We start from the raw sequence: 26,241 nt of genomic DNA, 5'->3' as shown, positions 1-26,241 counted from the left end.
TAATATGAAGTTATTCAGATCCTGAAACAAGTTCAGGATGACACGATAATAAAATATAAACAGTTACTTTTGATAATTATCGAAAGCGAGCTTCGATATCTTCAAGTGGAATGTATTCGAGTGCCGGTTTACCAAGGGGATCTTTATAGGGCTCATCGCAAGCAAAAAGCTGATCAAGTAGATTCTCCATTTCCATATCCGTAAGCTTTTTCCCCTTTGGAATAGCCGTCTTTGATGCAAAAGCGATTGCTAATTTACGGCGCTCATCAAACTCAAATTTTCCATCCAGCTCCCGGTATTGCTGCAACATGGACTTTAAAACGGATTGTTCATCCCCGACATCAATATCGGCTGGCACACCGCTAATCATTGCTGTGTTACCGCTCATCAGCTGAATGTTAAAACCCATACGCTGAATAATAGGATGCAGCTCTTCTAAAAGCGAAAATTCTGATGCTGAAAACTCCAGAGTTTGAGCAAAAAGCAGTTGCTGTGTACTGGGAATAGCAGCCTCTGTTGCACTCAATGCTTTCTCAAAAATAATACGTTTGTGGGCCGCATGCTGATCTATCATACACAATCCCGAGCGCGTCTGCGTTAAAATATAGCGATCATGAAGCTGCCAAAACCCCCTGTCCCGCATCCGTTTGGGTCGATCATCTTGATCACTTTTTGACTGCCTGTCTTTTGATGATTCTTCAAAATCATAGAGTTGCTGCGAAAAATTATTTTGATCTCCTTTCTGCGGCTTGGAGCGATCAAAGTTAATACGAGATGGAAATTTTACCGGTTTCTTTTTGCCTTTATTCTGCTGGGTATTCTTTGCCCCACCAAAATTAAAATCAGAAGAAAAACCTTTTGAAGATGAAAAGCTGCGATCACGATCTTCTCCCTCCGACACATCAGGCACCATAAATTCTTCGTGCAGTGCCTTTTTGACCACCGATTTCGTCAGTTTGATCACACTGCGTTCATCCTCAAATTTAACTTCCTCCTTGGCAGGATGAACATTTACATCCACCTGTTTAGGATCAATATCCAAGAAAATAGCATAAAAGGGATAATCTTTATCTCCTGTCCATGCATCATAAATATTGAGGATGACATGCGTTAAGTAGCGGTGCTGAATAGGTCGGCCGTTGACAAACAAAAACTGCTCCCCGCGACTGCGTTTGGTAAGCTTGGGATCGGCCAGCACCCCATGAACAGTCAAATAACTGGTCTCCTCCCGAAAGTGAATGAGGCTGGCCTTGTAGCTCTTGCCAAACATTTCGGTAATACGATCTTTAATACTCTGCTCTTTCGGCAGATCGTAGATAGTATCGGTATCGGCAATCAGGGTAAATCCTAAATCGGGATTGGCCAGGGCAGCTTGCTGAACCGTTTTGAGGATATGACGAAACTCGGTAGCATCCGTCTTTAAAAACTGTCGCCGGGCACGGACATTAAAAAAAAGATTTCGAACCTCAACCGACGTCCCATTTTCTACAGCTGCAGGCTCCATTGATTTTTCTTCGCTACCCCAAATTTCATATTTATAGCCCATCTCATCGCCGGGGCGTTTGGTCTTGAGGGTAACCTGGGCCACCGAAGCAATGGACGCCATCGCCTCCCCGCGAAACCCCAGTGTTCTTACTCTGAAAAGATCATTTACATCCTGAATTTTGGACGTGGCATGCTGCTCAAAACAAAGACGAATATCCTCCTTTCCCATACCACAGCCGTTATCAATAACTTGTATGAGTGTACGTCCCGCATTCTGGATGACGATCTTTAACTGGTCTGCACCAGCATCAATAGCGTTATCCAACAACTCTTTAACCACAGAGCTGGGACGTTGAATAACTTCACCAGCGGCAATTTTATTGGAGATTTCGGGAGGAAGTTGCCGTATTATAGACTGTTCAGATTCCGTTTGCTGACTCAAATGTCTGCGTTTCTTTTATTGATTTTGGGATTGGCGTGATGATACGAAAATATCGGCCTCGATGTAAGAATGATTTAGATCTACCGATGCATCCTACAAGAGGTACATAATGTAGATTACCAAACAAAGTCCTAAAGCATATAACATTACTGATCGACCCTGATGGTATTTTTTTCGAGTTCGTCGAATTTTGATGCGTTCACGGCGACTCATCTCTTTTTCAGGATCATAGTACCGGTATTGGTACTTGAATTTTTTGTTCTTGGGCCGGTATCCAAACATTCCTTTAATCATAACAGCAACCTTTTCTTATCTGGCGTTGTTTTATCAGAACATAATATAACCAGAATTTCATTCAATTTTTATCCGTTTCACCTCGGTTTGATAGCATGCAGATGGGGATTTTTTTTACTATACTTATCAATCCAAATTTAATCCGAACATTATTCCCTAAGTATTCATGAGTTACGAGAAAATCACAGCTCCCGAGAACGGTACAAAAATTAAAGTGGAATCCGACGGATCACTTGTAGTCGGAGATAATCCTATTATTCCCTTTATACAGGGTGATGGAATTGGTATTGACATTACCCCAACCATGCGCAAAGTGTTAGATAGTGCCGTGGAAAAAGCCTACAACGGTCAAAAGAAAATTGAATGGTTCGAAGTTTATGCCGGTGAAAAGGCAGTTGATTTCTATGGCGAAGGTGAATGGTTGCCTCAAGATACGCTTAATGCCATTGAAGATTATAAGGTAGCTATTAAAGGACCCTTAACCACTCCTGTTGGCGGAGGTATCCGATCGTTAAACGTTGCTATTCGTCAAGAAAAGGATCTTTTCGCTTGTGTACGTCCTGTTAAGTATTACAATGGTACGCCAAGTCCCGTAAAGCATCCCGAAAAAACAGATATGGTGATCTTCCGTGAAAATACTGAAGATATTTATGCAGGGATTGAATATCAGACGGGCACACCCGAAAACAAGAAGTTAAAGGACTTTTTAATAAATGATATGGGGGTTGACCAAATTCGATTCCCCGATACCACTTCGCTGGGAATCAAACCTATTTCTGAGGAAGGAACGAAGCGATTAGTTCGTTCTGCTATTGATTATGCTATCGAAGAAGGACGTGACAGCGTGACGCTCGTTCATAAAGGAAATATCATGAAATTTACCGAAGGTAGCTTCAAAGATTGGGGATATGAAGTAGCCCGTGAAGAATACGATGCTGAAGTGATTGGTGAAGGTCCGTGGTGTAAGTTGCCTAATGGAATTGTTGTTAAGGATGCCATTGCGGATGCCTTCTTGCAACAGATTTTAACACGTCCGGCAGAATACGACGTGATTGCAACGATGAACCTCAACGGTGATTACGTCTCTGACGCCCTTGCTGCCTGTGTAGGTGGTATTGGTATCGCTCCCGGTGCCAACATTAATTACAACACCGGATTAGCGGTATTTGAAGCAACACACGGCACCGCACCAAAGTATACCGGGCAAGATAAGGTAAATCCGGGATCACTCATTCTTTCAGGGGTTATTATGCTTAATTACCTGGGATGGGGCGAAGCTGCTGACCTTATTGAAAAAGGACTTGAAGCGGCAATATCAAGTAAGCGTGTAACTTATGACTTTGAACGACTTATGGATGATGCTACACTCCTGAAGTGTTCAGAGTTTGGTGATGAGATTATTGAAAATATGTAGTCTCTTGACCCTCATTCTTTATAGCCCACAAGGTCCCCCCGACTTTGTGGGTTTTTATTTTGTAATGCTTGCCATAACTAAGGAATAACTGAATACAGTCAAGGTTTAGTAACTCTCAATAGACTGGATACTTATCTTAGCTATATTAAAAAAGCCCACTGCTCTTTCGAACAGCGGGCTTTAATCAATCTGGTAGTAAACCTTTAGTTAAACTCGTAACGTAATCCGAACTGAATCTGCCATCTGGAGGCCAGGTTAAACTGATCGGTGTAGGTGTTTTGTAAGTCAGTATCAAAACTATAGGTTGGATTTTGACTTCCATCCACAGAAATACCAACAGGCTGCGTGTTAACCGGTGCCTGCCGCACGCCCCAATCTGAGTTAATCAGGTTACCCACGTTGAGAACGTCCATGCTAAATTTGAGCGCATTATTTCCAAGATTTAGGGCCTGCAATACGCGCAGATCCCACCGGCTGTTCCAGGGGCTTAAGATTGCATATTTTTCCATATACTCACCCCGGTGACTGCTCAGGTAATCATCCTGTTCAATATATTCATTGAATGCACTGCGCTGCGCTTCTTGTTGAGTAGCATCTCCACTGAAGTTATAGCTGGTAAGCTCAGACTCTGTAGGGATATACATAAGGTCATTGAGATCTGAACCATCGCCGTTGGCATCCCCGGAATAGGTGTAGCTGTATCGGCCGCCTTGGTTATATTCAAAAAACAGTGAAACGGTAGTTGCCCACATGCCATCGCCGTAGTTAAAGGTTTTGTTAAGCTGACCTACAAAACGATGTTTATTTCCATATAGTGATGGTGCCAATTCTGGTTTGTTTACATTACCAAATGCGGGATTACGGTCAAAAGCATCACTTGAAATTTCAGCCTCAATCGAGCTCAAATCCTTGGAATCCAGATAGTTATATGCTAATGAAGCAAAAAGTCCATTATCGAACCGTTTCTTTACCTCGGCCGTCCAGTTAAAACTGTAGCCTTTGTTGGTGTTTGTAAACACATAGGCATTTTGAGCCGGCCCCCCAAAGGCTCCTACCCTATTACCATCTGGGTCTTCAGCATAATCAGAAGGCAAATAATAAGCCCGGTTATCTGGTCCGTTAAGGTTTCCTGATGGAGGTCGGAAGCCATAATTTCGGACAATGGCTCCGTTAACATCTTTGGTATAGATTATGTCGGTCGATAGTAACCATCCACCTTCAAGCGTTTTTTCTATACCCAGGTTGCTTCTCCATACCTGTGGGAAATCAAAGTCGGGCGAAGTTACCTGGTAGAAACCGGCGCCTGGATTTGCTACCTGGTTTCCAATCCACACAAATGGCAGACGTCCTGCAAACAGTCCTGAACCACCACGAAGCTGAAGGGTTTGGTCACTAAAGACATCCCAATTAAAGCCAAACCGAGGCGAAAACAACGGATCCTGATCAGGTAGCTTTGTATGATCAAACTGAATGGGGTTTCCATCTTCATCGTAATACGTAAGGTCGGGGGCATAACCACCAACTCTTTCGATATTTTCCCGGATTTTTTCTTTGGTATTAAAGTATAAAGGCAGATCCATTCGCAAACCGAACGTAAGGGTAAGGTTATCTTTTACCGCCCATTTATCCTGAGCATAAACAGCCCATTGCCCAACGTTGGTTTCAGCTAAGGCCCAGCTGTCGTTGGCGTTATTTGTTTCAAACACATCGCGAGCATTTTGTACGGCTGGATCGAGGGCTCCATTATTAATTACACTTTGGAAATCCTCAATTGGAATTCCAGCTCCTGAAAATGTACCTCCGGGTTGACCAATATAATAGGCACCTAAGTTGAATGAATTATCAAACAAAAAAGCCTCGAAAGAACTACCTATCGTTATCGTATGGTCATTGGCAAAAATATCGAAGTTATTGGTAGCCTGGAAGACTTTTTGATCCAGACGATTGTGGATAGAAAATGGCTCATGCCCGGCAACAATATATCGAGAACCATCTTTAGAAATATTTACCACCGGAAATGGCTCACTAAACGGATCGCGGCTGTCATCAAAATGGGTATAACCAACCTGAAGCTTGTTGGAATACTTGTTGCCAAAAAGCGAACGAAGCTCTACGATACCTGACTGAATATCATTGTTGATCCGGTAACCGGAGTTATAAAACTGGAGTGTTGTCGCGTCCGGCCCCCGGCGTCCTATGGCAGAAGGGTGGGCATTCTGCTCCCGGAAAGCATCCAAAAAATTATACGTAGCAGTAAGGGAATGCTTTTTGTTAATATTCCAGTCGAACTTTAAAATTCCTTTGTTATTATCGGTATCGTGCGAGTATCGTTGTGCTGGCCCGGTTTGATAACCATAACGAGACTCCAGTAGATTGCTCACCATCTCAAGATCACTCTCAAGCACTCGTGAGACATTTCCCGTTCCAATTGCACTTGGACTGTCAGCCGCCAGGAAGTTTGTGCCTAAGTCTCCTCGTCGTTCCAATTCAAAATTGGCAAAGAAAAAGAGTTTGTCTTCAACGATAGGTCCACTCAGGCTTATTCCTGACTGTAACTGGGTTAAATCGGGCACAAAAATATCATTTCCACTTACGGTACCACCGGTAAAATCTTCATTTCGGTAATAGCTAAATGCAGAAGCTTTAAAAGTGTTGGTACCACTTTTTGTTACGGCATTAACAGCCGCACCGGTAAAACCAGACTGTGTTACATCATAAGGAGCAACCGATACCTGAATTTGATCGATAGCATCCAGCGAAATGGGCTGAGCGTTTGACTGTCCGCCCGGCGTAGCGGCATCCAACCCAAAGGGATTATTAAAGATAGAGCCATCCAACGAAAAATTATTATACTGATCATTACGCCCCGCAAAAGAATTACCATCCGATGACGGAGATAACCGGTAGATATCTTGCGCAGAGCGTGTAATCGTAGGCAAATTTTGTAGCTCCGCATTATCAATGGTTGTGGCCGCACCCGTACGGCTGTCATTAATATCTTCGGTCCCCGCTGTGACTACTACTTCTTCAAGTCCTTCAACATTTTCAACAAGCTGAAAGCGTACGCTATGGGTTTTGCCGAGCGTCAACGTTATTTCATCCTGTCGTTGAGGCTCAAATCCAACAAAGCTTGCTGTTACAGTATAAGGCCCACCAACTCGTAAGTTATTCAGGGTGAACCGTCCATTTGTCCGAGTAGAGACTCCACGTTCGGTACCCGAAGGTTCGTGGATGGCGATAACATTTGCTCCAGGCAAAGGTTCGCCATTCTGATCAACAACAATTCCCTCAATAGAAGCGGTCGTAACCTGTGCATGCACGCTATCAGTGACGGATAACATCACCAATCCGCATATAGCAAGCGGCATTAAAACATGTAGAAGTTTCTTCATTTGTAAAGGCTATTAATTAGAGTTAAGAAATATGATGAGATGTAAAATCTCTTAAAAATAAGGGAGGTGAGATAAAATTAACAATAATTTAATCTCTAAATTTCTACAGAAAATAGAAAAGAAAGGCGATCTTAAATGAAAAGAGAAATAAGAACCTTGCTTAAAACACAAGGTCCTTTAGAAAAAAAGATTAGAATTTTGCGAAAGCTTTAGAATTTTTCATCAAATTCCAGGCCTTTTCATGTCCCCCCAATCGTTTGCCGATTCGTTCAATAAGCTGATCTTTGGGAACGCTGATTTCTGTAAATCCACGAACACTTTCATATCCTTCGACCGTTTGAGTATCAATATTTTTGGTTTTAACCAACGGTTGCACTGCCCTGGGTGCCTTTCGTAAAGCCATCAAAAATCGTGCTTCTTCTAATCCTGATCCACTACCTTCCTCAACAGCAACTTCGGAGCGTATTTCTTCCAGCTTATCCGATACTGACGATTCTAACTGTTTTATCGCCCAAGATTTTGCTTTTTGAACGGCAGCAGCAGAATCAGTATCAATAGCTGTAGCATAAGCCAAGAGCTCCGTATCATTGGATACAAATTCTTGCTGAGGATACCAGTTGGGATATTGAGATACCTCTTGTTGCTTATTCTCTTGTTGCTGAGAAACCTCACCCGTCCCAGAACACGAAATCAGTAACCCAGATAGTGATAAAATGACTAAGAAATAAAAAATACGTTGCATTGAATAAAACTTAATCTATTGGAATTGTAATGTTTTTATTTTTCCGCTCTGAGTTTGTATTTCAATAGTTAATTTATTCTCAGACTCAGAATTTTGGACTATAAGATGCTTCAAAGATTCCAGATCTTCAACTTCTTGATTGTTTACTTTTAATATTTGTTGTCCCTCTGTAATACCGATTCGAGCCGCTGTTGAACCATCAACAACATCCGTGACCAATATCTTATATTTATTACTCTTATCCTTCTCTCCTATCGCCATGGCCCGAAAACCTAAATCAAATTCGGCAAACGAAACATCATTCAGCTTCTTTCGATCCTGACTACTTTTATTATCCTTTTCAAAATTTTGTCGTTCGGGTTTAACGGAATCTTGATCATTAGGAGGGCTTTCGGACCTGTTGGCCAACTCCTCTTCATTACGCTCCAACATTCCCAGTACTACCTGCTTACTCATTTCTTTCCCATCCCGTAATATTGCCAAGTCAACAATCGCACCGGGATTTAACACAGCAATTTTCTGCTGAAGTTGATTCGATTCATTAACAGTCTCACCATTCACCCGCAATATTACGTCATCACTGCGGATATCATGCTTTGCAGCCGCACTGCCCGTAGCAACTCCTGATACATATACTCCACGTATACTATCCATATCCAGCATTTCCGCCATTTCAGCATCAACACTAACAATAGTAACCCCCAGTAATGCACGGCGCACGTGTCCATATTCGATAATATCCTCGGCCACTTTCGAGGCCAAGTTAGACGGCACTGCAAAACCATAGCCCTGGTAATTGCCGCTTTGGGATGCTATAGCCGTGTTAACACCAATGAGCTCTCCGCTTGTATTTACCAAGGCACCACCACTATTTCCCTTATTAATGGCGGCATCCGTTTGAATAAAACTTTCTACCCGCATTTGATCATTAATAATTTGAACATCTCGGCTAAGCGCACTCACAATACCCGCAGTAACGGTAGATCTGAGTCTAAACGGATTGCCAATAGCTAATACCCACTCTCCTACTCTTACCTCATCAGAATTTCCAATAGTAATAGCTGGTAATCCTCGAGCATCTATTTTAAGAACTGCTAAATCCGTCGTAGGATCCTGTCCTACAATTCGTCCCTGAAATGTTCGCTTATCGTTAAGTACAACTTCAATGTTATCCGCTTCTGCCCCATCAATAACATGATTATTGGTCAAAATATAACCATCCGTACTAATGACGATACCAGAACCAACCGTTCGGGCTCTTCGCGGAATAATATCTCCCCAAAAACTATCCTCATCATGAAACTCATCATCTGGCATATCGCTCTTTGAAAATGGCACACTGGCCTCAATGTAAACAACCATCGGAGTAACCCGCTCGGCCACCTGTTTAAAAAGAAATCGGGCATCTAACTTTCCCAGTTCTTCATCGGTAAATAGTGGCTGTGAACTATGTTTTACTTCCGTAACCTCTACATCGGCTCGATCATCTACCGGATTATAAAAGCTAAATATTGCAAATAAACTGCCAATAATAATACCAATAAGGATTAGCAGAATCCCTGTTAAATAACGATTACTTTTTTTCATAATCACTCCTGCAGTATTTGTTCAAAAATAGCATCCGATTTTCGAGCTTTGAGGCCCTCTACATGATACTTTAAATAGCGATCAAGGTAATTAATAAGCTGTTTTAGTTCTCCGGTATCAAAATTTATCTCAAATAATTTAGAACTTTTGGCCATCAACGCAATTTTTATAAATCTGAACTGCTTAGGGGTCAGCTTATAAGAATGCGAAGAAACCTGTTTGTTAGTAATTAAACCCGATTCGAGGTTTAAATAGTTCGTTTCATCCTTCTGGGGATTAACTTCCAATTGTAATCCAATCCCTGTAAGCTCGGCCAATCGAATTTGAATGTAGGGAAAAACTTTGGGGGGATGTAGTTGAGCCGAATCCAACCAACACAACAGGTTTTTAGAAAAATCAAACAGTGGTTTATTGATTTCATTGTCGTGCAATAGCTGACTAATTAACTCAATAGCCGAGGTCATCGTTGCCATTTTCTCAAAATCGGCACGTAGATTTTTGTTTTTAACCGCGTAACTGGCTTCAGAAAGGATTTGAACCGACCTTGATGACTTATAGTAATAAACAACATCCAGAATATTCCCGATCTCGATAAGTCCGGAAAATTTACTTTTGGGCTTTTTAACACCACGAACCATCAGGGCTATTTTGCCATGTTCATGGGTAAAAGCGGTAACAATTTTACTGGATTCCTGGTAATCAACAGATTTAAATATAATAGCTTCGGTATGGGTAATCATTCTCTATCCATTATAATCGTAACGTTGGATAAAGAAGTATAGAAGCTTTATAACTTGAATACCAGTTTTATTAATTCCCAGATCCCGTTAGTTGAATAGAATTAACCCGGTTATTTTGGAATGTTGATTCCTGAATTAACTGTAACTTCTGTGTGGATTGCTGAAGAATTGTTTGAAATTGAGAATCCTGATTGGAGAACTGATCTTCAAAATGCAAAATATCGTCGCGATCAATCCAAGGATCAACAGAACTACGCTGTGGTGCTGACGTTGATGGGGATTGTCTTTCTACATTGCTGCCAGCAAACTGTGTGGCAGAAACTTCAGTATTAGCTGATCCTCCTGTTGCACCGGCACTAACTTGATTGATGCCTTGTGTGGATGTCGGCGTAGTAGCAGATGCCGGTGATGAAGCTGTCATTGTGGTCGTGGTCTGCTGTGAATCAACCTTTTCCTCTCCAATAAACAACCAAGCACCACCCGCCGAAACAGTAAGGGCAAGCGTCGCAGCAACAGCATACTTAAATATAGGTTTTACAGAGCTGTTATTACTCCGATTCTTTTCCGCCTGTTCGGCAGCTTTTTGCATTATAGATTCCTGAACATGAGATGGAGGCTCGACCTCGGGCAGCCGGTCGAGTTTTTTGAGCGTCTGACGCATACTTTCGACTTCAATAAGGAGATCCTCATCCTCCATCATCTCCCGTTCCATAAGTAGTTCTTCAGAAGGATCCATCTCCTTCATCAGATACCGAATACAATCATTATCCTCGTTCCGCATAACTGTTTTCTTCTTGTTCTTTTTCTTTATCAAAAAGTTTTCGAAGATTTATTAACGCATACCGCATACGTCCCAGTGCAGTATTAATGGAAACATCTGTAAGTTCTGCAATTTCTTTAAACGGCATTTCATAATAATGTCGCAACATAACTACTTGACGTTGTTCCTTTGGAAGCTCGTCAATATGACGCATTAAACTGCTTTTTGCCTCATCTTTTTCGAGCTGTTCCTGTGCGCTGACCAAATCTTCATCAGGCAAACGATCATAGAAATCAGTGTTTGATTCCTTATCGTAGTTAGAACTAACGTCTACAAACCGTTTTTGTTTTCTTAAATAATCGATTGTTGCATTATGAGCTATACGCATCACCCAGGCAATCCATTTGCCCTGTTCATTATACGTGTCATCCATTTTGGTGATGACTTTCGTAAACGTTTCCTGGAAAATATCATCAGCCGTCCCGCCATCCTTTACCATACTGTATATATAGGAATATATCTTCGTCTGATGACGATTCATTAACTCGCTGAATGCCTGTTCATCACCATTTTGGCGATAAAAACGAACAAGATCTTTGTCATCCAGCTGTTGATATTTCTTACTTATGTGGTTTGACTGTTCGAGCTTCATAATAACCTCGTTCCTGATTTAAGAAATATTAGTCATCGATGCAACAAGTATTTATCTACTCCCTGCATTTTGACCTTATCCATCAATCAGAACAAAATTTTAATTAATAAGAGTTCATGTCCTCGTGTTAGTAGGTACTAACAATTACAATAAAAGTTTGTTCCTCATCGGTTAAGGTCTGTTTCTCATCCATGCTATTTCTATGGTAATTGTTGGCCTGCCGATGATCTATAACATGTTAATGTTACATGGTAATTTTATCGCAATTATTATGCCGTAACCCAAATATCTGACAGAATGCATTAGTAAAACTAATAATGAGCAGTTTTCCTAACCGAGTATATATTTTTTACACTTCTTCAGTCTCATGAAAGTAAGCATAAATCTTTTGCCCCGTCTTATCCCCTATCTCGTGTTGGAGCTGCTCTAATGGGGCTTCTCGCACTGACTTTACCGAGCCGAATTCTTTGAGCAGCTGCTGAGCTTTTTTCTGTCCGATGCCCTCAATTTGAGTGAGCTCTGTTTTGATAGTCCTTTTAGAACGTTTCTTACGGTGGAAAGAAACCGCAAACCGGTGCGCTTCATCCCGTACTTGCTGCAACAACTTCAGTGCCGACGATTTTTTGGGGATCATAATGGGATTAGACTTGCCAGGGACAAACACCTCTTCAAGACGCTTTGCCAAACCAATAATCTCACATTCTCCATAAAAACCGATCTCTTTCAGTGCTTCAATTGCGCTGCTGAGCTGTCCTTTCCCCCCATCCACCACAATTAAATCAGGAATTTGTTGTTTCTCATCCATCACTCTTTTATAGCGACGACTGAGCACTTCTTTCATCGAAGCAAAATCATCAGGCCCCTCCACCGTTTTAATATGGAATCGCTTATACTCACTTTTCTTGGCACGTGCATCCACAAAACAAACCATTGAGGCTACCGGATCGCTACCCTGCAAGTTTGAGTTATCAAAACATTCTATACGACGAGGCAGCCGCTGCAAGTTAAGTTGTTCTTTAAGCTCTTTAACAGAATGTGGAATACGCTTTTGAGCAGCCTTCTCTTTTTCAAGCTTCCGTTCTCCGAGCAGATATTTAGCGTTGGAAAGGGCCATGCGAATCATCTTGGCTTTGTCCCCGCGTTGTGGACGATGAATTCGAACTTTCTTGCCCCGTTCTTCCCAAAGATATTGTGCCAGGGGCTCTTCATTGACTAATTCATCACTTACATACACTTCATCGGGAATTCCACCAGCATGTTGTCCCGTGTAATAATCCTCTACAAACGATTGCAACATCTCTCCTTTTTCAAGATGCTTAATGTTTTTCAAAAATCGATGAAATTTACTAATGAGTTTTCCTTCCCGCACTTTAAATAACACGCCGCAGGCTTCGTTGATCTCTTCATCTACTTTAACAGCAAAAAGATCACGATCCACCTTTTTATCGGCCACCATTTTCATTTTTTTGCTATATTTTTTGACCGCTTCATAGCTATCGCGAATACGAGCTGCTTTTTCAAAGGCAAGCGCATCAGATGCTATCGACATCTCTTCTTTTAAATCCCGAATAAGCGCATCAGTGCGCCCGTTAAGCATGCGCTCAACTTTATCAATAGTCGACTGATATTCTTCCAGATCCCAATCACCAGAACAGCTCTCAAGGTAATCATCAAAACAGGAATGCCACTTCGGCGCCCCCTTTTCGCGATTCACATTCTTACGAGACACCGCACAGGTACATAAATCAAATGCCTTACGGATAGTATCGAGCATGCGCTTCATGTGGGTAACGCTGTCATACGGACCATAATATTTGCTACCATCGTTAATAACCGTTCTTGTGGGATAAACCCGTGGACGCTCATCATTTGTCACACAGATATAGGGATAGGTTTTATCATCCCTATATAAAATATTATACCGCGGATGATGTTTTTTGATGAGATTATTTTCGAGGATAAGCGCCTCAGCCTCCGAGTCCGTAACAATTACTTCCAGGTCATCAATCTTGCGAATCATCACGCGAATACGTCCATCGTGATCGCTGGAGTCTTGAAAATATGACCGCACCCGATGCCGCAGACGTTTGGCCTTACCTACATATAACAAACGATCTTTTTTATCCTTAAACATATAGACTCCCGGTACAAGGGGAAGATTATCGACCTTCTCTTTAACATCTACCGTAGATTTTTCTTCTGTGCTCATAAAAAGATGAAATTTCAACGCTGTTTTAACGACTGCTAAACATATTGATCCTAATGCTGGAATGTAACCAGAACAGATTTTTTAAAATAAAAATTTATTCTCCAATCCTTTCGAACGCACATCCAAAATCATTAGTTTCTCGGTGATAATCTAACAAGTATTGTAAATTGATCCCATAGATGCTTCAAACTCAAACACAACCGAATATCACTATTATTTACGAGGACGACCACCTGCTTATTATTGATAAACCAGCCGGGGTACTTTCGCAAGAAGATCATACCGGGGATGCTGATGTGCTCAGTTTGTGTAAACAGTATTTGAGCCGCTCTGCAAATAACACTCCCTACTTGGGGCTGGTCCATCGGCTCGATCGCCCCGTCAGTGGATTGATGCTGCTTGCAAAAAATCGTTCTGCTGCTGATAGCCTATCGCAACAAATTCGGGATCGTACGCTACAAAAAACCTACTGGACCATAACTTCAGGGAGTCCGCCACAAAACGGCGTGTTAACCCATCATCTTTCTAAAGATCGTGATACTAATATTGTGGAAGTCGTTCAAGCCGGCCAACGGAAGGCAAAGGAAGCTATTCTGTCGTTTGCAAAGTTGGAGCAAAATGATGAGTTGAATCTCCTGTCAGTACATCTTCAAACCGGACGCCCACACCAAATTCGCGTGCAGCTGGCGCATGAAGGGTATCCTATCTGGGGCGATTATAAATACGGCAAGGATCAACCCGATGGACGAAAAATGGCGCTACGAGCTGTGGAGTTGGTTTTCAACCATCCGAAAACCAACCAGGAAATTCGATTTGAGTTGGCCCCTCCATCCCAACACCCGTGGACCCAATTTGCAATAGCTCATAAATGACGGCATGAAATCTGATCAAATTAGCAAAACGGCCGCCTTTCTTGCCATCAAGTTTTATGGACTCACGCGTATCCCCGCCTTTCGAAATCTTTTCGATGATTCAGTAATTACCTTTTACGATCGGATGGTAGCACATTTACCGGCACCGTTGTGTTATTATCATTATTGGCTCAAGTTCAGCTGGATTCGCAAACTATACCTTTGGTCAGAAGAGTTACTACTACCAGGCGATCTGCTGCATGTTATTGCCCGCAAGTGGTATATCCGACAGCAAATAGCATCCCATAAAAAAGAAGGATATGAACAGATTATTGTCTTAGGAGCTGGATTCGATGATCTTTCCTACAGTTTTGCTCAAAAAGGCTGGGATTGTTTTGAAATTGATGTTCCCAAAATGGCCGACTACAAACGAGATTTTCTAAACAGATGTTATTCTACTAATAAAATACCTGATGTTTTGGGTTGCTATCTTACCAATAGTAATCCTCATTTGCCCTTTAAAGAATCGGCAATTGATCCCCATAAAAAAACAATTATCGTTGCCGAGGGTTTTTTTGATTATGTAACGACTGATCTGACAAAACAAATTCTCTCTCAAATTAATCAATATTTTGAGCCCGCTCCCCTGCTAATTACAACGCACTTTGCCTTGGATGAGCTTCCTGCACATCACCGGTGGACATTTGAAATAGGAGTTAAATCCGTCGGTGAACAGCTGCAACTGCATAAATCAATCGACGCTTTTCGAAATTTGCTTAGCGAACACGATTTTAACATTGAGAAACAATATGATCGGGCTTCTGTTTCATCAGAATTGCAGTTGCACACGGGAACTTCTCTATCGGTTTTAAAGGGATTTTATGTATTAGTTGCCCGCCAATTGCAACAGGTTACTTAGATTCATAAAAAATTAGCGGGTAATTGGAACACATTATTTTACTACTGTGTTGAGGATATAGCATTTCTCAAATCTAAAACGTTGCAATACGAGCCGGTAGCATTATGAATGGCAAACTTACGAAATCTGAGGCTCTGGAGCTGATAACGCCTGTTATTGATAATGAGGCAAGTGCCGAAGAACGGGAGGCTTTCATGGCATATATTGCCCACGACGACGAAGTAAGACAGGAGTATCAAGCCATGAAAGCCTTGAAATCTGTAGTTCGTTCTCGATGTCCGAGCGCCAAAGCTCCCGATAGTCTCAAAAAATTCTTGTCATCGTTATGTAGTTCTGAATTATCAGAAGCTGAAGCCCCTCCCATCTACGATGTTCCATGTAAGCAGACAGTAAGTTCTCATAACAACCCGGAACAACCCGGTGATGACCATGACTTCTCAAATTGGTGGTATTTTGCTACTGCGGCAGTCGTATTAATTACCGCTTTGCTTTGGGGATCCATGAGTTATTTTAACTCCACAGCAAATTCTTCGGTCTATAATCTTGAAGAATATGCCTACCAGCACTTTACAAAACATGACGGCAGACTCGTTTCTCCTACCATATCAACAGCAAGTTTGGGATTTGCAGAAATTCAATTGGCACAAGATTATGATATGCCCATGACCATTCCTGAATTAGAAAAAGCGGAGTTTAAAGGAGTGGTTTATGATGAATTTGTACCTGGCTACAGTGCTCCATTGCTGGAATATCACTTATCGGAAGAAGATCAATATATCTATATTTTTGCCTTTAGGCTTGATAAGATGGAAGAGTTTGGCAAACTGGTACGCAATGAAGAGGCGGTAAATACTTGTACCAAATCTCAAGATTTTCATGTCCGTAATGTTAATGGCAAGCATGTTGTTTCCTGGAAGTGGAATGACATTTGGTATACCGCCATCTCCAATCATGATGGTAATACACTGGCTTCTCTCGTAAAACCGCTTGGATATACTAATCGATGATTAAAAGTTGATTTGAGCCGTAAGTACCGGGGCCACCTGATTATTAACAACAGCAGAATTTACGTTCACTGAAAACTGCCTGCCTCCCGAATTATACTCCTCAACTGAACTTTTCAAACTAATTAAATTATAGATAAAGCCTCCCAAGATAAATGCTTCTCCGATGAGCATTTTGGTGTCGGTCAGCGATACTTTTTTATCATCGATATTTAAAGTTCTTTCAAAACGATGGCCAAATATTTCGCTGGTAGCGTCAATCATCAAAATAGAACCAACAGCTCGTGCTCCCATCCCAATAACACCGCGGGGATAGTCTTCAGCATAAAAGTTACCAGTAGATGCCCCCGCCACAATGCCATAGATGGTGAGGTACGCCCCAACCTTTTGAATATTATCATTATCAAAAAGAGCCACCGCCGATATGCCCGTGCCAATAGACAAAACAGTATTTGTTAGGGCAATACTCCTTGCCTTCGAAACGCTTTTTTGTCCATCACCGGCAAAGGGACGGTTGATGCCAACTTCGCTTTGTGCTTGTACAAGTAGTGAGAAGCCAAATAGTAATAGCAGTAATAAAATTGTTCTTTTCATAAGAGCAGAATATGAAAATGCTTTGCCAAAAAAGAAAAGATTCGTTACGAATCCTCATCAGAACCATTCTGATCAACCGAATCAGTAATAGTATCTTTCTCTATAAGATCGCTTGAAAGCTTTTTACTGTTATTTGCCCCCAACTTTCGCAGCTTATCGGCCTGACCAATAAGATCCCCCCGACCTGTTTTCAAGCGATTCATTGCCTGATCGTAACTCTCCTGTGATTGACGAATGCGCATACCAATCTCCTCCAGGCTCTCTACAAAAAGCACAAATTTGTCATATAGTTTTCCACCACGTTCAGCAATTTTCTGGGCATTTTTTGTCTGATATTCTTGCTTCCATACACTGTCGATTGTTGCTAACGTAGCCAGCAATGTTGATGGGCTTACGATTACAATATTTTTGTCGAAAGCATCATAATAAAGGCTTGAATCATGCTGCAGCGCTACGCCAAAAGCAGATTCAATGGGTACGAACATGAGTACAAAATCGGGACTATTGCCACCGTACAGCTGTTCGTAATTTTTGCTGCTCAATCCTTTAACATGACTCCGCAGCGAATTAATATGCTGCTTCAAATATTGCTGTCGTTCCTGCTCCTCCTCGGCGGAACTAAACTGTTCATATGCCTTGAGTGATACCTTTGAATCGATCACAAGCCGCTTGTCATCGGGCAAATAAACGACTACATCCGGATAGAGGTTACGCCCATCCTCACTGCGATGATTTTCCTGGATTTCGTACTCCCGGCCTTTCGTCAACCCCGACTTCTCAAGGATACGCTGCAAGATCACTTCTCCCCAACTACCCTGGGTTTTGGTATCACCTTTAAGCGCCTTCGTTAAATCTTTGGCCTCTTGCGCCATCTGTTGATTCATCTCTTTCAGGTGCTCCAAATGCTGTTTCAGCGAACTGCGCCCTTCAATATCTTCTTTGTGCGTCTCCTCCACTTTCTTTTTGAACTCCTCCATCTTTTCGCCCAGCGGCTTCAACAGCTGATCCAACTTCTCCTTATTCTGCTCAGTAAACTTCTGGGACTTTTCCTCGAGAATTTTATTCGCCAAGTTTTCAAACTCATCCTTAAAACGATCCTGGAGATTCTCCATCTCCTCTTTTTGTTCACCCAGTCGCTCTTTTAGATTTCGGTAATCCGCATTGAGCTCAGCAAGCTGTTTCTCTGCTTCATTGGCCCGACGGTCGGCCTCTTTTTCTTCTTTCTGAACCTCCTCAAGCTGGACCGATAGATTTTCGTTGCGCTCCTCCAGCCGCGAGATGGTTTGCATGGCCTGGTCGTAGTCCTGCTCTAAGGTTACGACCTCCTCCCGGCTCAGTAGCTGATTGCTTTTATTCTGAAAATGAGCGATAGCATAGCCTAAGATAAGACCAACAATCAGTAAGAGAATAGAAATTAATTCCATAAAAGTTAGTTGGAAGTTAAAATATTGAAGTTAGATATTAGAGCCGGATGTCGGACATTGGAAACCCAGGAAGATATGGAAATATCACAGTTCTGGCATCCACTTTCCAGTAACTTACAAAGTTACTCTGACAACATATTGGCATCCCGTTGTGACAAGTTTCAAACTTGTGTTCAAAATTTTAAGAACCAGGCACTTAATTATTGACGAAATCTAACTCAAAATACCATGTCAAAATATACTGCAACTACAAACTGGTCGCGTGATGGCCAGACATTCACAGATAATAAATACTCAAGAGTCCACAAATGGAAGTTTGACAGTGGCCAGGTTATTCGCGCTTCCGCCTCTCCCAATGTAGTTCCCACACCCTATGCGGATCCCTCTGCCGTTGATCCCGAAGAAGCTTTTGTGGCGGCGCTTTCCAGTTGCCATATGCTCTGGTTTTTATCTATCGCTGCCAAAGCCGGTTTTGTTGTTGAGCAGTACGTAGATAAAGCAACAGGCATCCTATCGGAAGATGATCTTGGCAAACAAGCTATCACTCAAGTAACCCTCTTCCCGCATGTTACCTATAAAAATGGTCATGCTCCAAGTCCTGAAGAGAATCAGAACATTCATGAACAAGCAGGCAAACAGTGTTTTATTGCCAATTCCGTAAAAACCAATGTCGAGATAGAATCATTAATGAGTGAAAAATCTGTGACATAACCATAGTGACTTTCGTTCGTACGATCATCCTTAGGTCACTCAAATTTTAATTTTAAAGCAAAAATAAAGACATGCAACATCGCAACTGGAAATGCCCAAAGTGTAGTAACCGCAACTTTAAAACCGGACAGGTCTCCGGAACCGGTGGATTCTTTTCGAAGTTTTTTAATATCCAGAATCAGAAGTTTACCACCATTACCTGTTCGCAGTGCCATTACACGGAGATGTATAAAACGGCTTCCAGTACCCTGGAAAATGTTCTGGACTTTTTCGGTAACTAACAACCACTGGATGTCCAAGATCTGCTGGCCGAACTCACATAAGATTCTCTTTCACACCAACGCGACCAACTCTTTGACAACTTTGATCAACGCTTTTTACTGCATCATTAAATTTGGGGTCCTTCTCACAAAATAGTTTATTTATCGGTGCTCATAATCTTCTAACCAATATATTGATATGAATTTACGACCTCCATTTCGGCTTTTATTTGCATCCATTGTTATCGTTTTCTTGTCTGTGGGATGTCATTCCGGCGATAAATCCCCAGATAAAAGCCCAACCTGGAATACTGTGCAAGACAGCACAGATCGGGTTCTCACTATTCAGGGCGGACTCAAAGGCCCCGAATCGGTGCAGTACGATTCGGAACAAGACCTGTTTTTCATCTCGAATTTTAACGGAGATGCAGCGGCCGATTCCAATGGATTTATCAGCCGGGCACAACCGGATGGCACTATCGATTCGCTGAAATTTATAACCGGCACCACCGCCCATCCCCTGCATGGCCCGCGTGGAATGACGATTAAAGGCGATACGCTTTTCGTTGCCGACCAAAAAGGCATTCACGGCTTCAATCGTCATTCCGGTACCCATATCTCCTTTATCGATTTTACGGATTTTGAGCCTGGTTTTCTGAACGACATTGCCCTCGGTCCGCAAGGTCAACTGTATGTTACGGACAGTCGCAAACCCCAGCTCTATCAAATATCAGGCAAAACTGTTTCAATCGCCGTTGATTCCCTTTCTCATGTCAACAACGGAATCATGCTTGATGAGGCCAACCAGCGGCTGGTGATGGCTGCCTGGGAGGACGGAAAAACATTTTTAACGTGGCAACCAAGCAGCAACACACTCGACAGTGCCGGCACCGGCCTCGGCGGTAATTATGACGGCATCGAACCGATTAGTAAAAATAGTTTTATCGTTACCAGTCAAGCCGATTCAACGCTGCAGCTGATCAAGAATGGATCGGGGCAAATTTTCGTGAACGTCCCCGGCAAACCTGCCGATATAGGCGTTGATACCAAACGGAACCGGGTAGCAGTCCCATATATTGCCCTCAACCGAGTAGACATCTGGCAACTGCCCAATCAAGAATGAACCTTTTTGCTCTCATTTTGTTTATTAGGTGAAATTCAACGTCAAAAAAATTATTTCCTATGAAAGTAGAAATTTGGTCTGATGTCATGTGCCCCTTTTGCTATATCGGTAAGCGCCGCTTCGAAAAGGCGATGGAGAGTTTCGAATATTCAGATGAGGTAGAAATCATTTGGCGGAGTTTTCAACTGAATCCCGATATGGAAACTGATCCCGAAGCAAATATTAATGAATACCTCGCTGAAGCGAAGGGGTGGTCGTTGGAGCAAGCTCGACAGATGAATAAACGAGTTACCAATATGGCGGCCGAAGAGGGACTGGAATACAATATGGAGCAAGCAGTTGTAGCAAATTCATTTGATGCCCATCAACTTGTGCAATTTGCTAAAGATCGCGGCAAAGGAAGCGAAATGGAAGAAGCATTATTTAAGGCCTATTTTACAGATGGCAAAAATACGGCCGAGCATGCAACCCTGATTGAACTTGCCGAAAATATTGGCATCGATCCGACAGAGGCAAAGAGTATTTTAGAGAATAATTCATATGCCAATGCCGTAAAACACGACATCCAACTTGCCAAAAATATTAACATTACAGGCGTGCCTTTCTTTCTCTTTAATCAAAAGTTTGCTGTTTCTGGAGCTCGGGAAACGGAAGTATTCTTGAAAGCTCTTAAACAGTCGTGGAATGCACAGCTCCAAGAAGATCCTCAGGAATAATGAACATACTTTTGTCTGTATAAATTACGTTAACACATTGCGATGCATTCAGAAGTCATTATTCGCAAAAAAATTTAAAATGACTTCCTTTTTGGATCAGATTTGTTATAATTAAAAACAGACTTGGCTAATAACTTACAGACGGAATTATGACTGGATCACGACTTAAAGCACTGTTGGTGTACGCTTTGCTCACACTGATAACGACTCCTCTCCTTGCTTTTGGCACTTCTAAGCCCAATAAGTTGCCCACGCTTGTCAACTATATGCAAGAAAAGGGATTTGATATTAATCCTCTGTTAGAGGATTCCCGGTTTGAAATTTATGAAGATATTGCAGAGCGATTTAAAAAATCCGCCGAAAAGAAATCGCACACGCTCGACTCATATAAAAGAATACTCGGATTTGATAGTAAGGCCCGTCAATTAGATCAGTTTATTGAAGAACATTCAGAACAACTTAATAAAGCAGAACAGCAGTACGGGATTTCTGCTTCGGTCATTGCCGCAATCATTGGTATTGAATCTGATTTTGGTAGAAATATTGGCTCCTATAATCCTTTTAATGCCTATGTATCGATGTATGCTAACGAATATCGACAAGAGTTTGCCAAGGCACAGATTGTAGAGCTTCTTGAATTTACAGAACGCCATAATATTGATGTATTTGAGCTAAAGTCCAGTTACGCCGGAGCTATGGCCTACGCTCAGTTTATTCCCTATTCGCTTAATAAATGGTTTGTTGGCGATGATATTTTTGACATGACCAACAACATCATGTCGGTGGCAAACTACTTAGCATACTTCAAGAAGCGCACTGGAGACATCGAAACAGCCGTCTTGCGATATAATCCCAGTAGCTTATATACACAGGCCGTTCTGGACCTTGCCAAACAGGCTCGACTATAAATCCAAGTCTGGGGCTTTATTATATATACATCGTTGTTAGCTGATCTGATGATATGTAGCTAACTAAATCTCTGATATTGTGAACGCAAAATTATACTCCACTCTCTTACTTGTAATCCTCATTGGTGGATGGGTTGTATTAGATGAGGGATTTACGTTCACAAACACCGAAAACTCGAAATCAGTCCCCTGTCAACAACCTCTCACCTACCAGCTTGGAGATATCGATTCCCGATTTGATATTTCAGAGCACGAGCTCATTGAAGTACTTGAAGAAGTAGAAGCCCTATGGAGTTCTGCCCTTGGAAGAGATGTTGTAGACTTTTCTGAATCAGGAACAGTGTTAGTCCACTTGATTTACAGTGAGGAACAGCAGCGTACCGATGCTGAGCGGCAGTTTTCAAATCGAATTAAAGCTAAAGAACAGGAAGAAGAGGTGGCACGTCGTGAGTTTGACCGACTATCTAAGCGGTATGAACAAAAAAAGCAGGACGTCCAACAAACACTTGAAACGTACAATGAGACTGCTTCAACCTATAATGAATTAGCCCAAAAATGGAAAGGGAAAGAAGCTACATCAGAAATTATAGCCAAATTTAAAAAGCTGGAACAGCAGATAAAAAATCTTGAAGCTGATTTAAAGCATAAAAAGAAAAATCTGCAACAACTTCACCAGCAAGCAAATAACAAGACCGAACAACTTAATCGCTTGGTTAACGAATACAATCAGTTGATTGATGAATATAACGAGCGATATAGTGAACCTCGACGTTTTGACCAGGGACGATTTGTTAAACAAGGAACACAGGAAGAAATTAATATTTACCAATTTAGAAATCGGGCTCAGCTTAAGACCGTATTGGCCCACGAGGTAGGCCATGCTCTTGGTTTGAAGCATGTGTCGAACCCGAAATCCATTATGCACAAAATGATGGCTGAACAAAATATGGGGAACCTTCAGCTTACCGATGAGGACATTACTGCCCTTCAACAACAGTGTAATTAACGTTTAATGGATATCATCAAAACAAAACGACTAATAATTCGGCCCCTTACCCCAAATGACACCTCTTTTATTTTAGAACTACTGAATGAACCCGCTTTCCATAAATATATTGGTGACAAAGGAGTACGAACAGAAACAGATGCCTTAAATTATCTCAATAATGGTCCCATTGCCAATTATACCAATTTTGGCTACGGACTTTATCATGTTACAGAAAAGACCTCAGGGGTATCTGTCGGAATCTGTGGGCTCAAAAACCGGGCAGCTCTTGACATCCCTGATTTAGGATATGCATTTTTAAGTAGCAGTTGGGGTCATGGGTATGCCACCGAAGCAGGCTCTGCGGTCGTTAACTATACCAAACAGCATTTAAATATTGATCGAATCGCCGCCATCACCCATCCAGAAAATAAAGGATCGATTCGAGTGCTTGAAAAAATTGGATTTACTTTCCAAAAAGAGGTTTATTTGGATGATTTTGAGGGCCCAACTTCCCTTTTTGAAATCGATCTTAATTAGTCACTTACCTTTGCAGTTATTCTTTCGCATTGTACATTACCAATGCGCTACAAAATTAACTAAAAAGTATTCGCTATGGCCCAACGTAAAATAAAACCTGCAGAGGTTGTTAATCTTTATTCACTACCCAGCGACCTGCCCGACGATGCTACCCTTGCCCTGATGAAAACGCAGGATATGGAGGTCATACGGATGATTTTACCCAAAGAAAAAGATGTTACCGAGCACAGCGTAGACGGACAAATATCGGTGCAATGCCTGGAAGGGAAAACGGAATTTTATGTTGAAGGAGAGAAACACGTATTAACCAGCGGCGACTGGTTATACCTGAGTCGCAATCAGGCGCATTCATTAAGTGCTATTCGTGATTCGATCCTGCTTATCACCATTTTATTTGTGAATAAAAGTGACGAAGAGGAATAGCCAACCCATTTCGATCGTAATATTCAGATTCGTATTTTGAACGTCACTTTCGTGCATCTTCAATAAATTAGAATGGATCCCGTTACCCACGGATTAATCGGTGCTTCGGCATCACAATCAGCAAGTACCAACGATCAGCTTTGGCCGGCCTCCCTTATTGGGTTAGTTTCGGCCATGCTGGCTGATTTAGATGTATTTATTACTTCTGCTTCTGATCCCCTTCTCAACATCGAGCTGCATCGACAATTCTCGCACTCTCTTATTTTTATTCCCATTGGAGCCCTCATTGCTACTGTTCTTTTGTGGTATTTCCTTAGGCACAAATTAACGTTCAGACAGATATATGGCTTTAGCCTTTTGGGATACGCTACCGCCGGCCTTACTGACACCTTAACCAGTTATGGCACCAAGCTCTATTGGCCCTTTGTAGATGATCGATTTGCCTGGAACCTGATGTCGGTTTTTGATCCACTTTTTTCAGCAGGTATATTCGCTTGCGTGGCCATCACCCTTTATAAAAAAAATCCCAGGATAAGCTGGCTTGTCTGGGGATGGATAGCGCTGTATTTATCTATGGCTATTATACAGCAGCAACGCGCAAAACAGGTAGCCCAATCTATTGCCCAGCAACAAGGTCATACGATCGATAGATTAGTTGTAAAACCTACACTTGGCAACCAGCTTTTATGGAGCATCCGGTATATTCATCAGGATACTTTGTATGCACACGGTGTTCAGTTGGGGCTATCTGGAAATTCACAAATTTATGATGGTGAATCTGCTCCTCTCCTAAACTGGAAACGGCAATACGCCCCCTTTCGGGGTACAACTCTTTACCAGGATATTAAACGATTTGATAAATTGTCGGAGGGATTCCTGATCAAACATCCCCATGAAAAAAATGTTATTGGGGATGGACGCTATGCCATGCTCCCAACTCGGATGAGTCCACTATGGGGTATAAAAATTGATTCAACTAATCCTGATAAACACCTACCATTCAAGACATTTCGTGAATCAACATCTTCACTTAGAAGTACGTATCTCAATATGATACTGGGAAAAGAAAATCCATAAAATAATCATTGGGGAATCCGTGTAGATGCCCTTATCTTACCTGATTCATTTTCACCTTTCAGCTTACCAATTCCCATGTTTAATCTCGGCACATATCAAACGCTAAATGTAGCTCGAATTACCGATCACGGTTATTTTCTTCAAAATACATCAAGCAAAAGTGATGACGTAGTTTTGCTTCCCAATAAGCTGGCTTTTCGTGATCTCAAGAAAGGAGAAAATGTGCGTGTTTTTCTTTATAAAGATGGAGAAGAACGGCTAACGGCCACTATGCAGGAGCCGAAGATTACGCTAAACAACTTTGCCTACCTCACTGTTAAGGCTGCTCCACAGCACGGGGCGTATCTCGACTGGGGGTTAGACAAAGATCTCTTTGTTCCCCACCGCGAGCAAATTGGCTCCATGCGTGAGGGCGAATCTCACCTGGTATGCATGTATCTCGATAAAAAAACAGATCGTCTCGCTGCCAGTGCTAAGTTGGATAAGTTTTTGGATAACGAAACCATCACCGTAGAAGAAGGCGATGAAGTTAATCTGTGGATATGGGCAAAGACTGATTTAGGCTACAAAGTTATCATCAATGACAAACACGAAGGACTGGTCTACCACGATGAGTTTTACCATGATATTGATACCGGGGATCAAACCAAGGGCTATATCAAACAGATTAGAGATGATAACAAAATAGATGTCACTCTGCGTCCCATTGGATACGAAAAAGTCACTCCCAATGCCGAATTTATTCTACAACGACTCAAGCAACTGGGTGGGTACATGGACCTGCATGACAAAAGTGATCCGGAAGAAATTCACAATCGACTTGAAATGAGTAAGAAGACCTTTAAGAAAGCAATTGGTCAACTTTATAAAAAAGAGATTATTCGTATTGAGGATGACGGTATTTACCTTGTTAAATAATACCTGTCAAGGTACCGGCATCTAAATCATTTCTTTCATTTCAAAAGGAACATTCTCTACTCTCGATCATA

At 41.9% G+C, this 26,241-nt stretch carries 25 protein-coding genes; 13 read left to right on the top strand and 12 right to left on the bottom strand.

The annotated features are described in order from the left end of the window. Positions 1 to 76 precede the first annotated feature (76 nt). Both mutL and AAFH98_RS11060 read right to left on the bottom strand, forming a co-directional pair. Entirely contained in the window at positions 77 to 1,927 is a 1,851-nt protein-coding gene (mutL, locus tag AAFH98_RS11065) for a DNA mismatch repair endonuclease MutL (RefSeq protein WP_342522774.1), read from the bottom strand. A 93-nt stretch (positions 1,928 to 2,020) separates the two neighbouring features. Beyond that, complete coding sequence (locus AAFH98_RS11060) at positions 2,021 to 2,221, bottom strand: hypothetical protein (RefSeq protein ID WP_342522773.1); 201 nt, start codon at positions 2,219 to 2,221, stop codon at positions 2,021 to 2,023. Positions 2,222 to 2,387: 166 nt separating this feature from the next. On the opposite strand from AAFH98_RS11060, the gene icd reads away from it, so the two are divergent. Then, positions 2,388 to 3,635 carry an NADP-dependent isocitrate dehydrogenase gene (icd, locus tag AAFH98_RS11055; RefSeq protein WP_342522772.1) on the top strand — a complete coding sequence of 416 codons (1,248 nt, stop codon included), beginning with the start codon at positions 2,388 to 2,390 and terminating at the stop codon, positions 3,633 to 3,635. A gap of 203 nt (positions 3,636 to 3,838) precedes the next feature. Here icd and AAFH98_RS11050 read toward each other — a convergent pair whose 3' ends face one another. The 7 genes from AAFH98_RS11050 to uvrC all read right to left on the bottom strand — a co-directional run bounded on the left by AAFH98_RS11050 (position 3,839) and on the right by uvrC (position 13,717). Then, the gene (locus AAFH98_RS11050) at positions 3,839 to 7,027 is read right to left on the bottom strand and encodes a TonB-dependent receptor (protein WP_342522771.1); all 3,189 of its coding nucleotides are present in this window, start codon (positions 7,025 to 7,027) and stop codon (positions 3,839 to 3,841) included. Between the two features lie 190 nt (positions 7,028 to 7,217). After that, on the bottom strand, positions 7,218 to 7,769 hold the full coding sequence (locus AAFH98_RS11045; RefSeq protein ID WP_342522770.1) for a hypothetical protein: 552 nt from the start codon (positions 7,767 to 7,769) through the stop codon (positions 7,218 to 7,220). 15 nt (positions 7,770 to 7,784) lie between these two features. After that, positions 7,785 to 9,356: a trypsin-like peptidase domain-containing protein gene (locus AAFH98_RS11040; protein WP_342522769.1), complete on the bottom strand. Its 1,572-nt coding sequence runs from the start codon at positions 9,354 to 9,356 to the stop codon at positions 7,785 to 7,787. 2 nt (positions 9,357 to 9,358) lie between these two features. Then, positions 9,359 to 10,096, bottom strand: coding sequence for a DNA repair protein RecO (recO, locus tag AAFH98_RS11035; RefSeq protein ID WP_342522768.1), 738 nt, complete (start codon positions 10,094 to 10,096; stop codon positions 9,359 to 9,361). Between the two features lie 70 nt (positions 10,097 to 10,166). Further along, positions 10,167 to 10,877 carry a hypothetical protein gene (locus tag AAFH98_RS11030; RefSeq protein WP_342522767.1) on the bottom strand — a complete coding sequence of 237 codons (711 nt, stop codon included), beginning with the start codon at positions 10,875 to 10,877 and terminating at the stop codon, positions 10,167 to 10,169. Further along, entirely contained in the window at positions 10,861 to 11,508 is a 648-nt protein-coding gene (locus tag AAFH98_RS11025; protein ID WP_342522766.1) for an RNA polymerase sigma factor, read from the bottom strand. Before AAFH98_RS11025 ends, AAFH98_RS11030 begins: the two co-directional genes overlap by 17 nt. A gap of 349 nt (positions 11,509 to 11,857) precedes the next feature. Beyond that, positions 11,858 to 13,717 carry an excinuclease ABC subunit UvrC gene (gene uvrC / locus AAFH98_RS11020; RefSeq protein ID WP_342522765.1) on the bottom strand — a complete coding sequence of 620 codons (1,860 nt, stop codon included), beginning with the start codon at positions 13,715 to 13,717 and terminating at the stop codon, positions 11,858 to 11,860. A 179-nt stretch (positions 13,718 to 13,896) separates the two neighbouring features. Between uvrC and AAFH98_RS11015 the strand changes: the two genes are divergently transcribed. The 3 genes from AAFH98_RS11015 to AAFH98_RS11005 all read left to right on the top strand — a co-directional run bounded on the left by AAFH98_RS11015 (position 13,897) and on the right by AAFH98_RS11005 (position 16,494). Next, entirely contained in the window at positions 13,897 to 14,589 is a 693-nt protein-coding gene (locus AAFH98_RS11015; protein WP_342522764.1) for an RluA family pseudouridine synthase, read from the top strand. A gap of 4 nt (positions 14,590 to 14,593) precedes the next feature. Beyond that, positions 14,594 to 15,487, top strand: coding sequence for a class I SAM-dependent methyltransferase (locus AAFH98_RS11010; RefSeq protein ID WP_342522763.1), 894 nt, complete (start codon positions 14,594 to 14,596; stop codon positions 15,485 to 15,487). Between the two features lie 104 nt (positions 15,488 to 15,591). Next, a complete protein-coding gene (locus AAFH98_RS11005) occupies positions 15,592 to 16,494 on the top strand; it encodes an anti-sigma factor family protein (protein WP_342522762.1) in 903 nt (300 codons plus the stop codon). Here AAFH98_RS11005 and AAFH98_RS11000 read toward each other — a convergent pair whose 3' ends face one another. Both AAFH98_RS11000 and AAFH98_RS10995 read right to left on the bottom strand, forming a co-directional pair. After that, positions 16,495 to 17,085, bottom strand: coding sequence for a hypothetical protein (locus AAFH98_RS11000; RefSeq protein WP_342522761.1), 591 nt, complete (start codon positions 17,083 to 17,085; stop codon positions 16,495 to 16,497). A gap of 44 nt (positions 17,086 to 17,129) precedes the next feature. Further along, positions 17,130 to 18,509, bottom strand: a complete 1,380-nt coding sequence (locus AAFH98_RS10995; protein ID WP_342522760.1) for a DNA recombination protein RmuC — start codon at positions 18,507 to 18,509, stop codon at positions 17,130 to 17,132. Positions 18,510 to 18,737: 228 nt separating this feature from the next. Between AAFH98_RS10995 and AAFH98_RS10990 the strand changes: the two genes are divergently transcribed. Beyond that, entirely contained in the window at positions 18,738 to 19,220 is a 483-nt protein-coding gene (locus AAFH98_RS10990; protein ID WP_342522759.1) for an OsmC family protein, read from the top strand. A 35-nt stretch (positions 19,221 to 19,255) separates the two neighbouring features. Here the strand turns inward: AAFH98_RS10990 and AAFH98_RS15125 are convergent, their stop codons facing one another. Beyond that, positions 19,256 to 19,519 carry a hypothetical protein gene (locus AAFH98_RS15125; RefSeq protein WP_342522758.1) on the bottom strand — a complete coding sequence of 88 codons (264 nt, stop codon included), beginning with the start codon at positions 19,517 to 19,519 and terminating at the stop codon, positions 19,256 to 19,258. A 160-nt stretch (positions 19,520 to 19,679) separates the two neighbouring features. On the opposite strand from AAFH98_RS15125, the gene AAFH98_RS10980 reads away from it, so the two are divergent. From AAFH98_RS10980 to AAFH98_RS10945, 8 genes are all read left to right on the top strand, one after another. Beyond that, positions 19,680 to 20,603: an SMP-30/gluconolactonase/LRE family protein gene (locus AAFH98_RS10980; RefSeq protein WP_342522757.1), complete on the top strand. Its 924-nt coding sequence runs from the start codon at positions 19,680 to 19,682 to the stop codon at positions 20,601 to 20,603. 59 nt (positions 20,604 to 20,662) lie between these two features. Beyond that, complete coding sequence (locus tag AAFH98_RS10975) at positions 20,663 to 21,319, top strand: DsbA family oxidoreductase (RefSeq protein WP_342522756.1); 657 nt, start codon at positions 20,663 to 20,665, stop codon at positions 21,317 to 21,319. A 149-nt stretch (positions 21,320 to 21,468) separates the two neighbouring features. Further along, positions 21,469 to 22,227 (top strand): lytic murein transglycosylase, encoded by a 759-nt coding sequence (locus tag AAFH98_RS10970; protein ID WP_342522755.1) that lies wholly within the window; start codon positions 21,469 to 21,471, stop codon positions 22,225 to 22,227. Between the two features lie 79 nt (positions 22,228 to 22,306). Then, positions 22,307 to 23,233, top strand: a complete 927-nt coding sequence (locus tag AAFH98_RS10965) for a matrixin family metalloprotease (RefSeq protein ID WP_342522754.1) — start codon at positions 22,307 to 22,309, stop codon at positions 23,231 to 23,233. A gap of 6 nt (positions 23,234 to 23,239) precedes the next feature. Continuing rightward, positions 23,240 to 23,752 carry a GNAT family N-acetyltransferase gene (locus AAFH98_RS10960; RefSeq protein ID WP_342522753.1) on the top strand — a complete coding sequence of 171 codons (513 nt, stop codon included), beginning with the start codon at positions 23,240 to 23,242 and terminating at the stop codon, positions 23,750 to 23,752. Between the two features lie 75 nt (positions 23,753 to 23,827). After that, positions 23,828 to 24,175: a cupin domain-containing protein gene (locus AAFH98_RS10955; RefSeq protein ID WP_342522752.1), complete on the top strand. Its 348-nt coding sequence runs from the start codon at positions 23,828 to 23,830 to the stop codon at positions 24,173 to 24,175. Between the two features lie 72 nt (positions 24,176 to 24,247). Further along, entirely contained in the window at positions 24,248 to 25,252 is a 1,005-nt protein-coding gene (locus tag AAFH98_RS10950; protein ID WP_342522751.1) for a metal-dependent hydrolase, read from the top strand. Positions 25,253 to 25,327: 75 nt separating this feature from the next. After that, the gene (locus tag AAFH98_RS10945; protein ID WP_342522750.1) at positions 25,328 to 26,170 is read left to right on the top strand and encodes a CvfB family protein; all 843 of its coding nucleotides are present in this window, start codon (positions 25,328 to 25,330) and stop codon (positions 26,168 to 26,170) included. Positions 26,171 to 26,241 lie beyond the last annotated feature (71 nt).

The organism is Fodinibius sp. Rm-B-1B1-1 (assembly GCF_038594945.1).
GTDB classification, from domain to species: Bacteria; Bacteroidota; Rhodothermia; order Balneolales; family Balneolaceae; genus Fodinibius; species Fodinibius alkaliphilus.
Note: the sequence above shows the minus strand (reverse complement) of the source record. Positions and strands in the feature narration are given on the sequence as shown.

What these genes read in the sequence shown, in the direction of transcription:
- AAFH98_RS11060 (WP_342522773.1), bottom strand. Translation starts at nt 2,221, where the DNA reads ATGATTAAAGGAATGTTTGGATACCGGCCCAAGAACAAAAAATTCAAG.
- icd (WP_342522772.1), top strand. Translation starts at nt 2,388, where the DNA reads ATGAGTTACGAGAAAATCACAGCTCCCGAGAACGGTACAAAAATTAAA.
- AAFH98_RS11050 (WP_342522771.1), bottom strand. Translation starts at nt 7,027, where the DNA reads ATGAAGAAACTTCTACATGTTTTAATGCCGCTTGCTATATGCGGATTG.
- AAFH98_RS11045 (WP_342522770.1), bottom strand. Translation starts at nt 7,769, where the DNA reads ATGCAACGTATTTTTTATTTCTTAGTCATTTTATCACTATCTGGGTTA.
- AAFH98_RS11040 (WP_342522769.1), bottom strand. Translation starts at nt 9,356, where the DNA reads ATGAAAAAAAGTAATCGTTATTTAACAGGGATTCTGCTAATCCTTATT.
- recO (WP_342522768.1), bottom strand. Translation starts at nt 10,096, where the DNA reads ATGATTACCCATACCGAAGCTATTATATTTAAATCTGTTGATTACCAG.
- AAFH98_RS11030 (WP_342522767.1), bottom strand. Translation starts at nt 10,877, where the DNA reads ATGCGGAACGAGGATAATGATTGTATTCGGTATCTGATGAAGGAGATG.
- AAFH98_RS11025 (WP_342522766.1), bottom strand. Translation starts at nt 11,508, where the DNA reads ATGAAGCTCGAACAGTCAAACCACATAAGTAAGAAATATCAACAGCTG.
- uvrC (WP_342522765.1), bottom strand. Translation starts at nt 13,717, where the DNA reads ATGAGCACAGAAGAAAAATCTACGGTAGATGTTAAAGAGAAGGTCGAT.
- AAFH98_RS11015 (WP_342522764.1), top strand. Translation starts at nt 13,897, where the DNA reads ATGCTTCAAACTCAAACACAACCGAATATCACTATTATTTACGAGGAC.
- AAFH98_RS11010 (WP_342522763.1), top strand. Translation starts at nt 14,594, where the DNA reads ATGAAATCTGATCAAATTAGCAAAACGGCCGCCTTTCTTGCCATCAAG.
- AAFH98_RS11005 (WP_342522762.1), top strand. Translation starts at nt 15,592, where the DNA reads ATGAATGGCAAACTTACGAAATCTGAGGCTCTGGAGCTGATAACGCCT.
- AAFH98_RS11000 (WP_342522761.1), bottom strand. Translation starts at nt 17,085, where the DNA reads ATGAAAAGAACAATTTTATTACTGCTATTACTATTTGGCTTCTCACTA.
- AAFH98_RS10995 (WP_342522760.1), bottom strand. Translation starts at nt 18,509, where the DNA reads ATGGAATTAATTTCTATTCTCTTACTGATTGTTGGTCTTATCTTAGGC.
- AAFH98_RS10990 (WP_342522759.1), top strand. Translation starts at nt 18,738, where the DNA reads ATGTCAAAATATACTGCAACTACAAACTGGTCGCGTGATGGCCAGACA.
- AAFH98_RS10980 (WP_342522757.1), top strand. Translation starts at nt 19,680, where the DNA reads ATGAATTTACGACCTCCATTTCGGCTTTTATTTGCATCCATTGTTATC.
- AAFH98_RS10975 (WP_342522756.1), top strand. Translation starts at nt 20,663, where the DNA reads ATGAAAGTAGAAATTTGGTCTGATGTCATGTGCCCCTTTTGCTATATC.
- AAFH98_RS10970 (WP_342522755.1), top strand. Translation starts at nt 21,469, where the DNA reads ATGACTGGATCACGACTTAAAGCACTGTTGGTGTACGCTTTGCTCACA.
- AAFH98_RS10960 (WP_342522753.1), top strand. Translation starts at nt 23,240, where the DNA reads ATGGATATCATCAAAACAAAACGACTAATAATTCGGCCCCTTACCCCA.
- AAFH98_RS10955 (WP_342522752.1), top strand. Translation starts at nt 23,828, where the DNA reads ATGGCCCAACGTAAAATAAAACCTGCAGAGGTTGTTAATCTTTATTCA.
- AAFH98_RS10950 (WP_342522751.1), top strand. Translation starts at nt 24,248, where the DNA reads ATGGATCCCGTTACCCACGGATTAATCGGTGCTTCGGCATCACAATCA.
- AAFH98_RS10945 (WP_342522750.1), top strand. Translation starts at nt 25,328, where the DNA reads ATGTTTAATCTCGGCACATATCAAACGCTAAATGTAGCTCGAATTACC.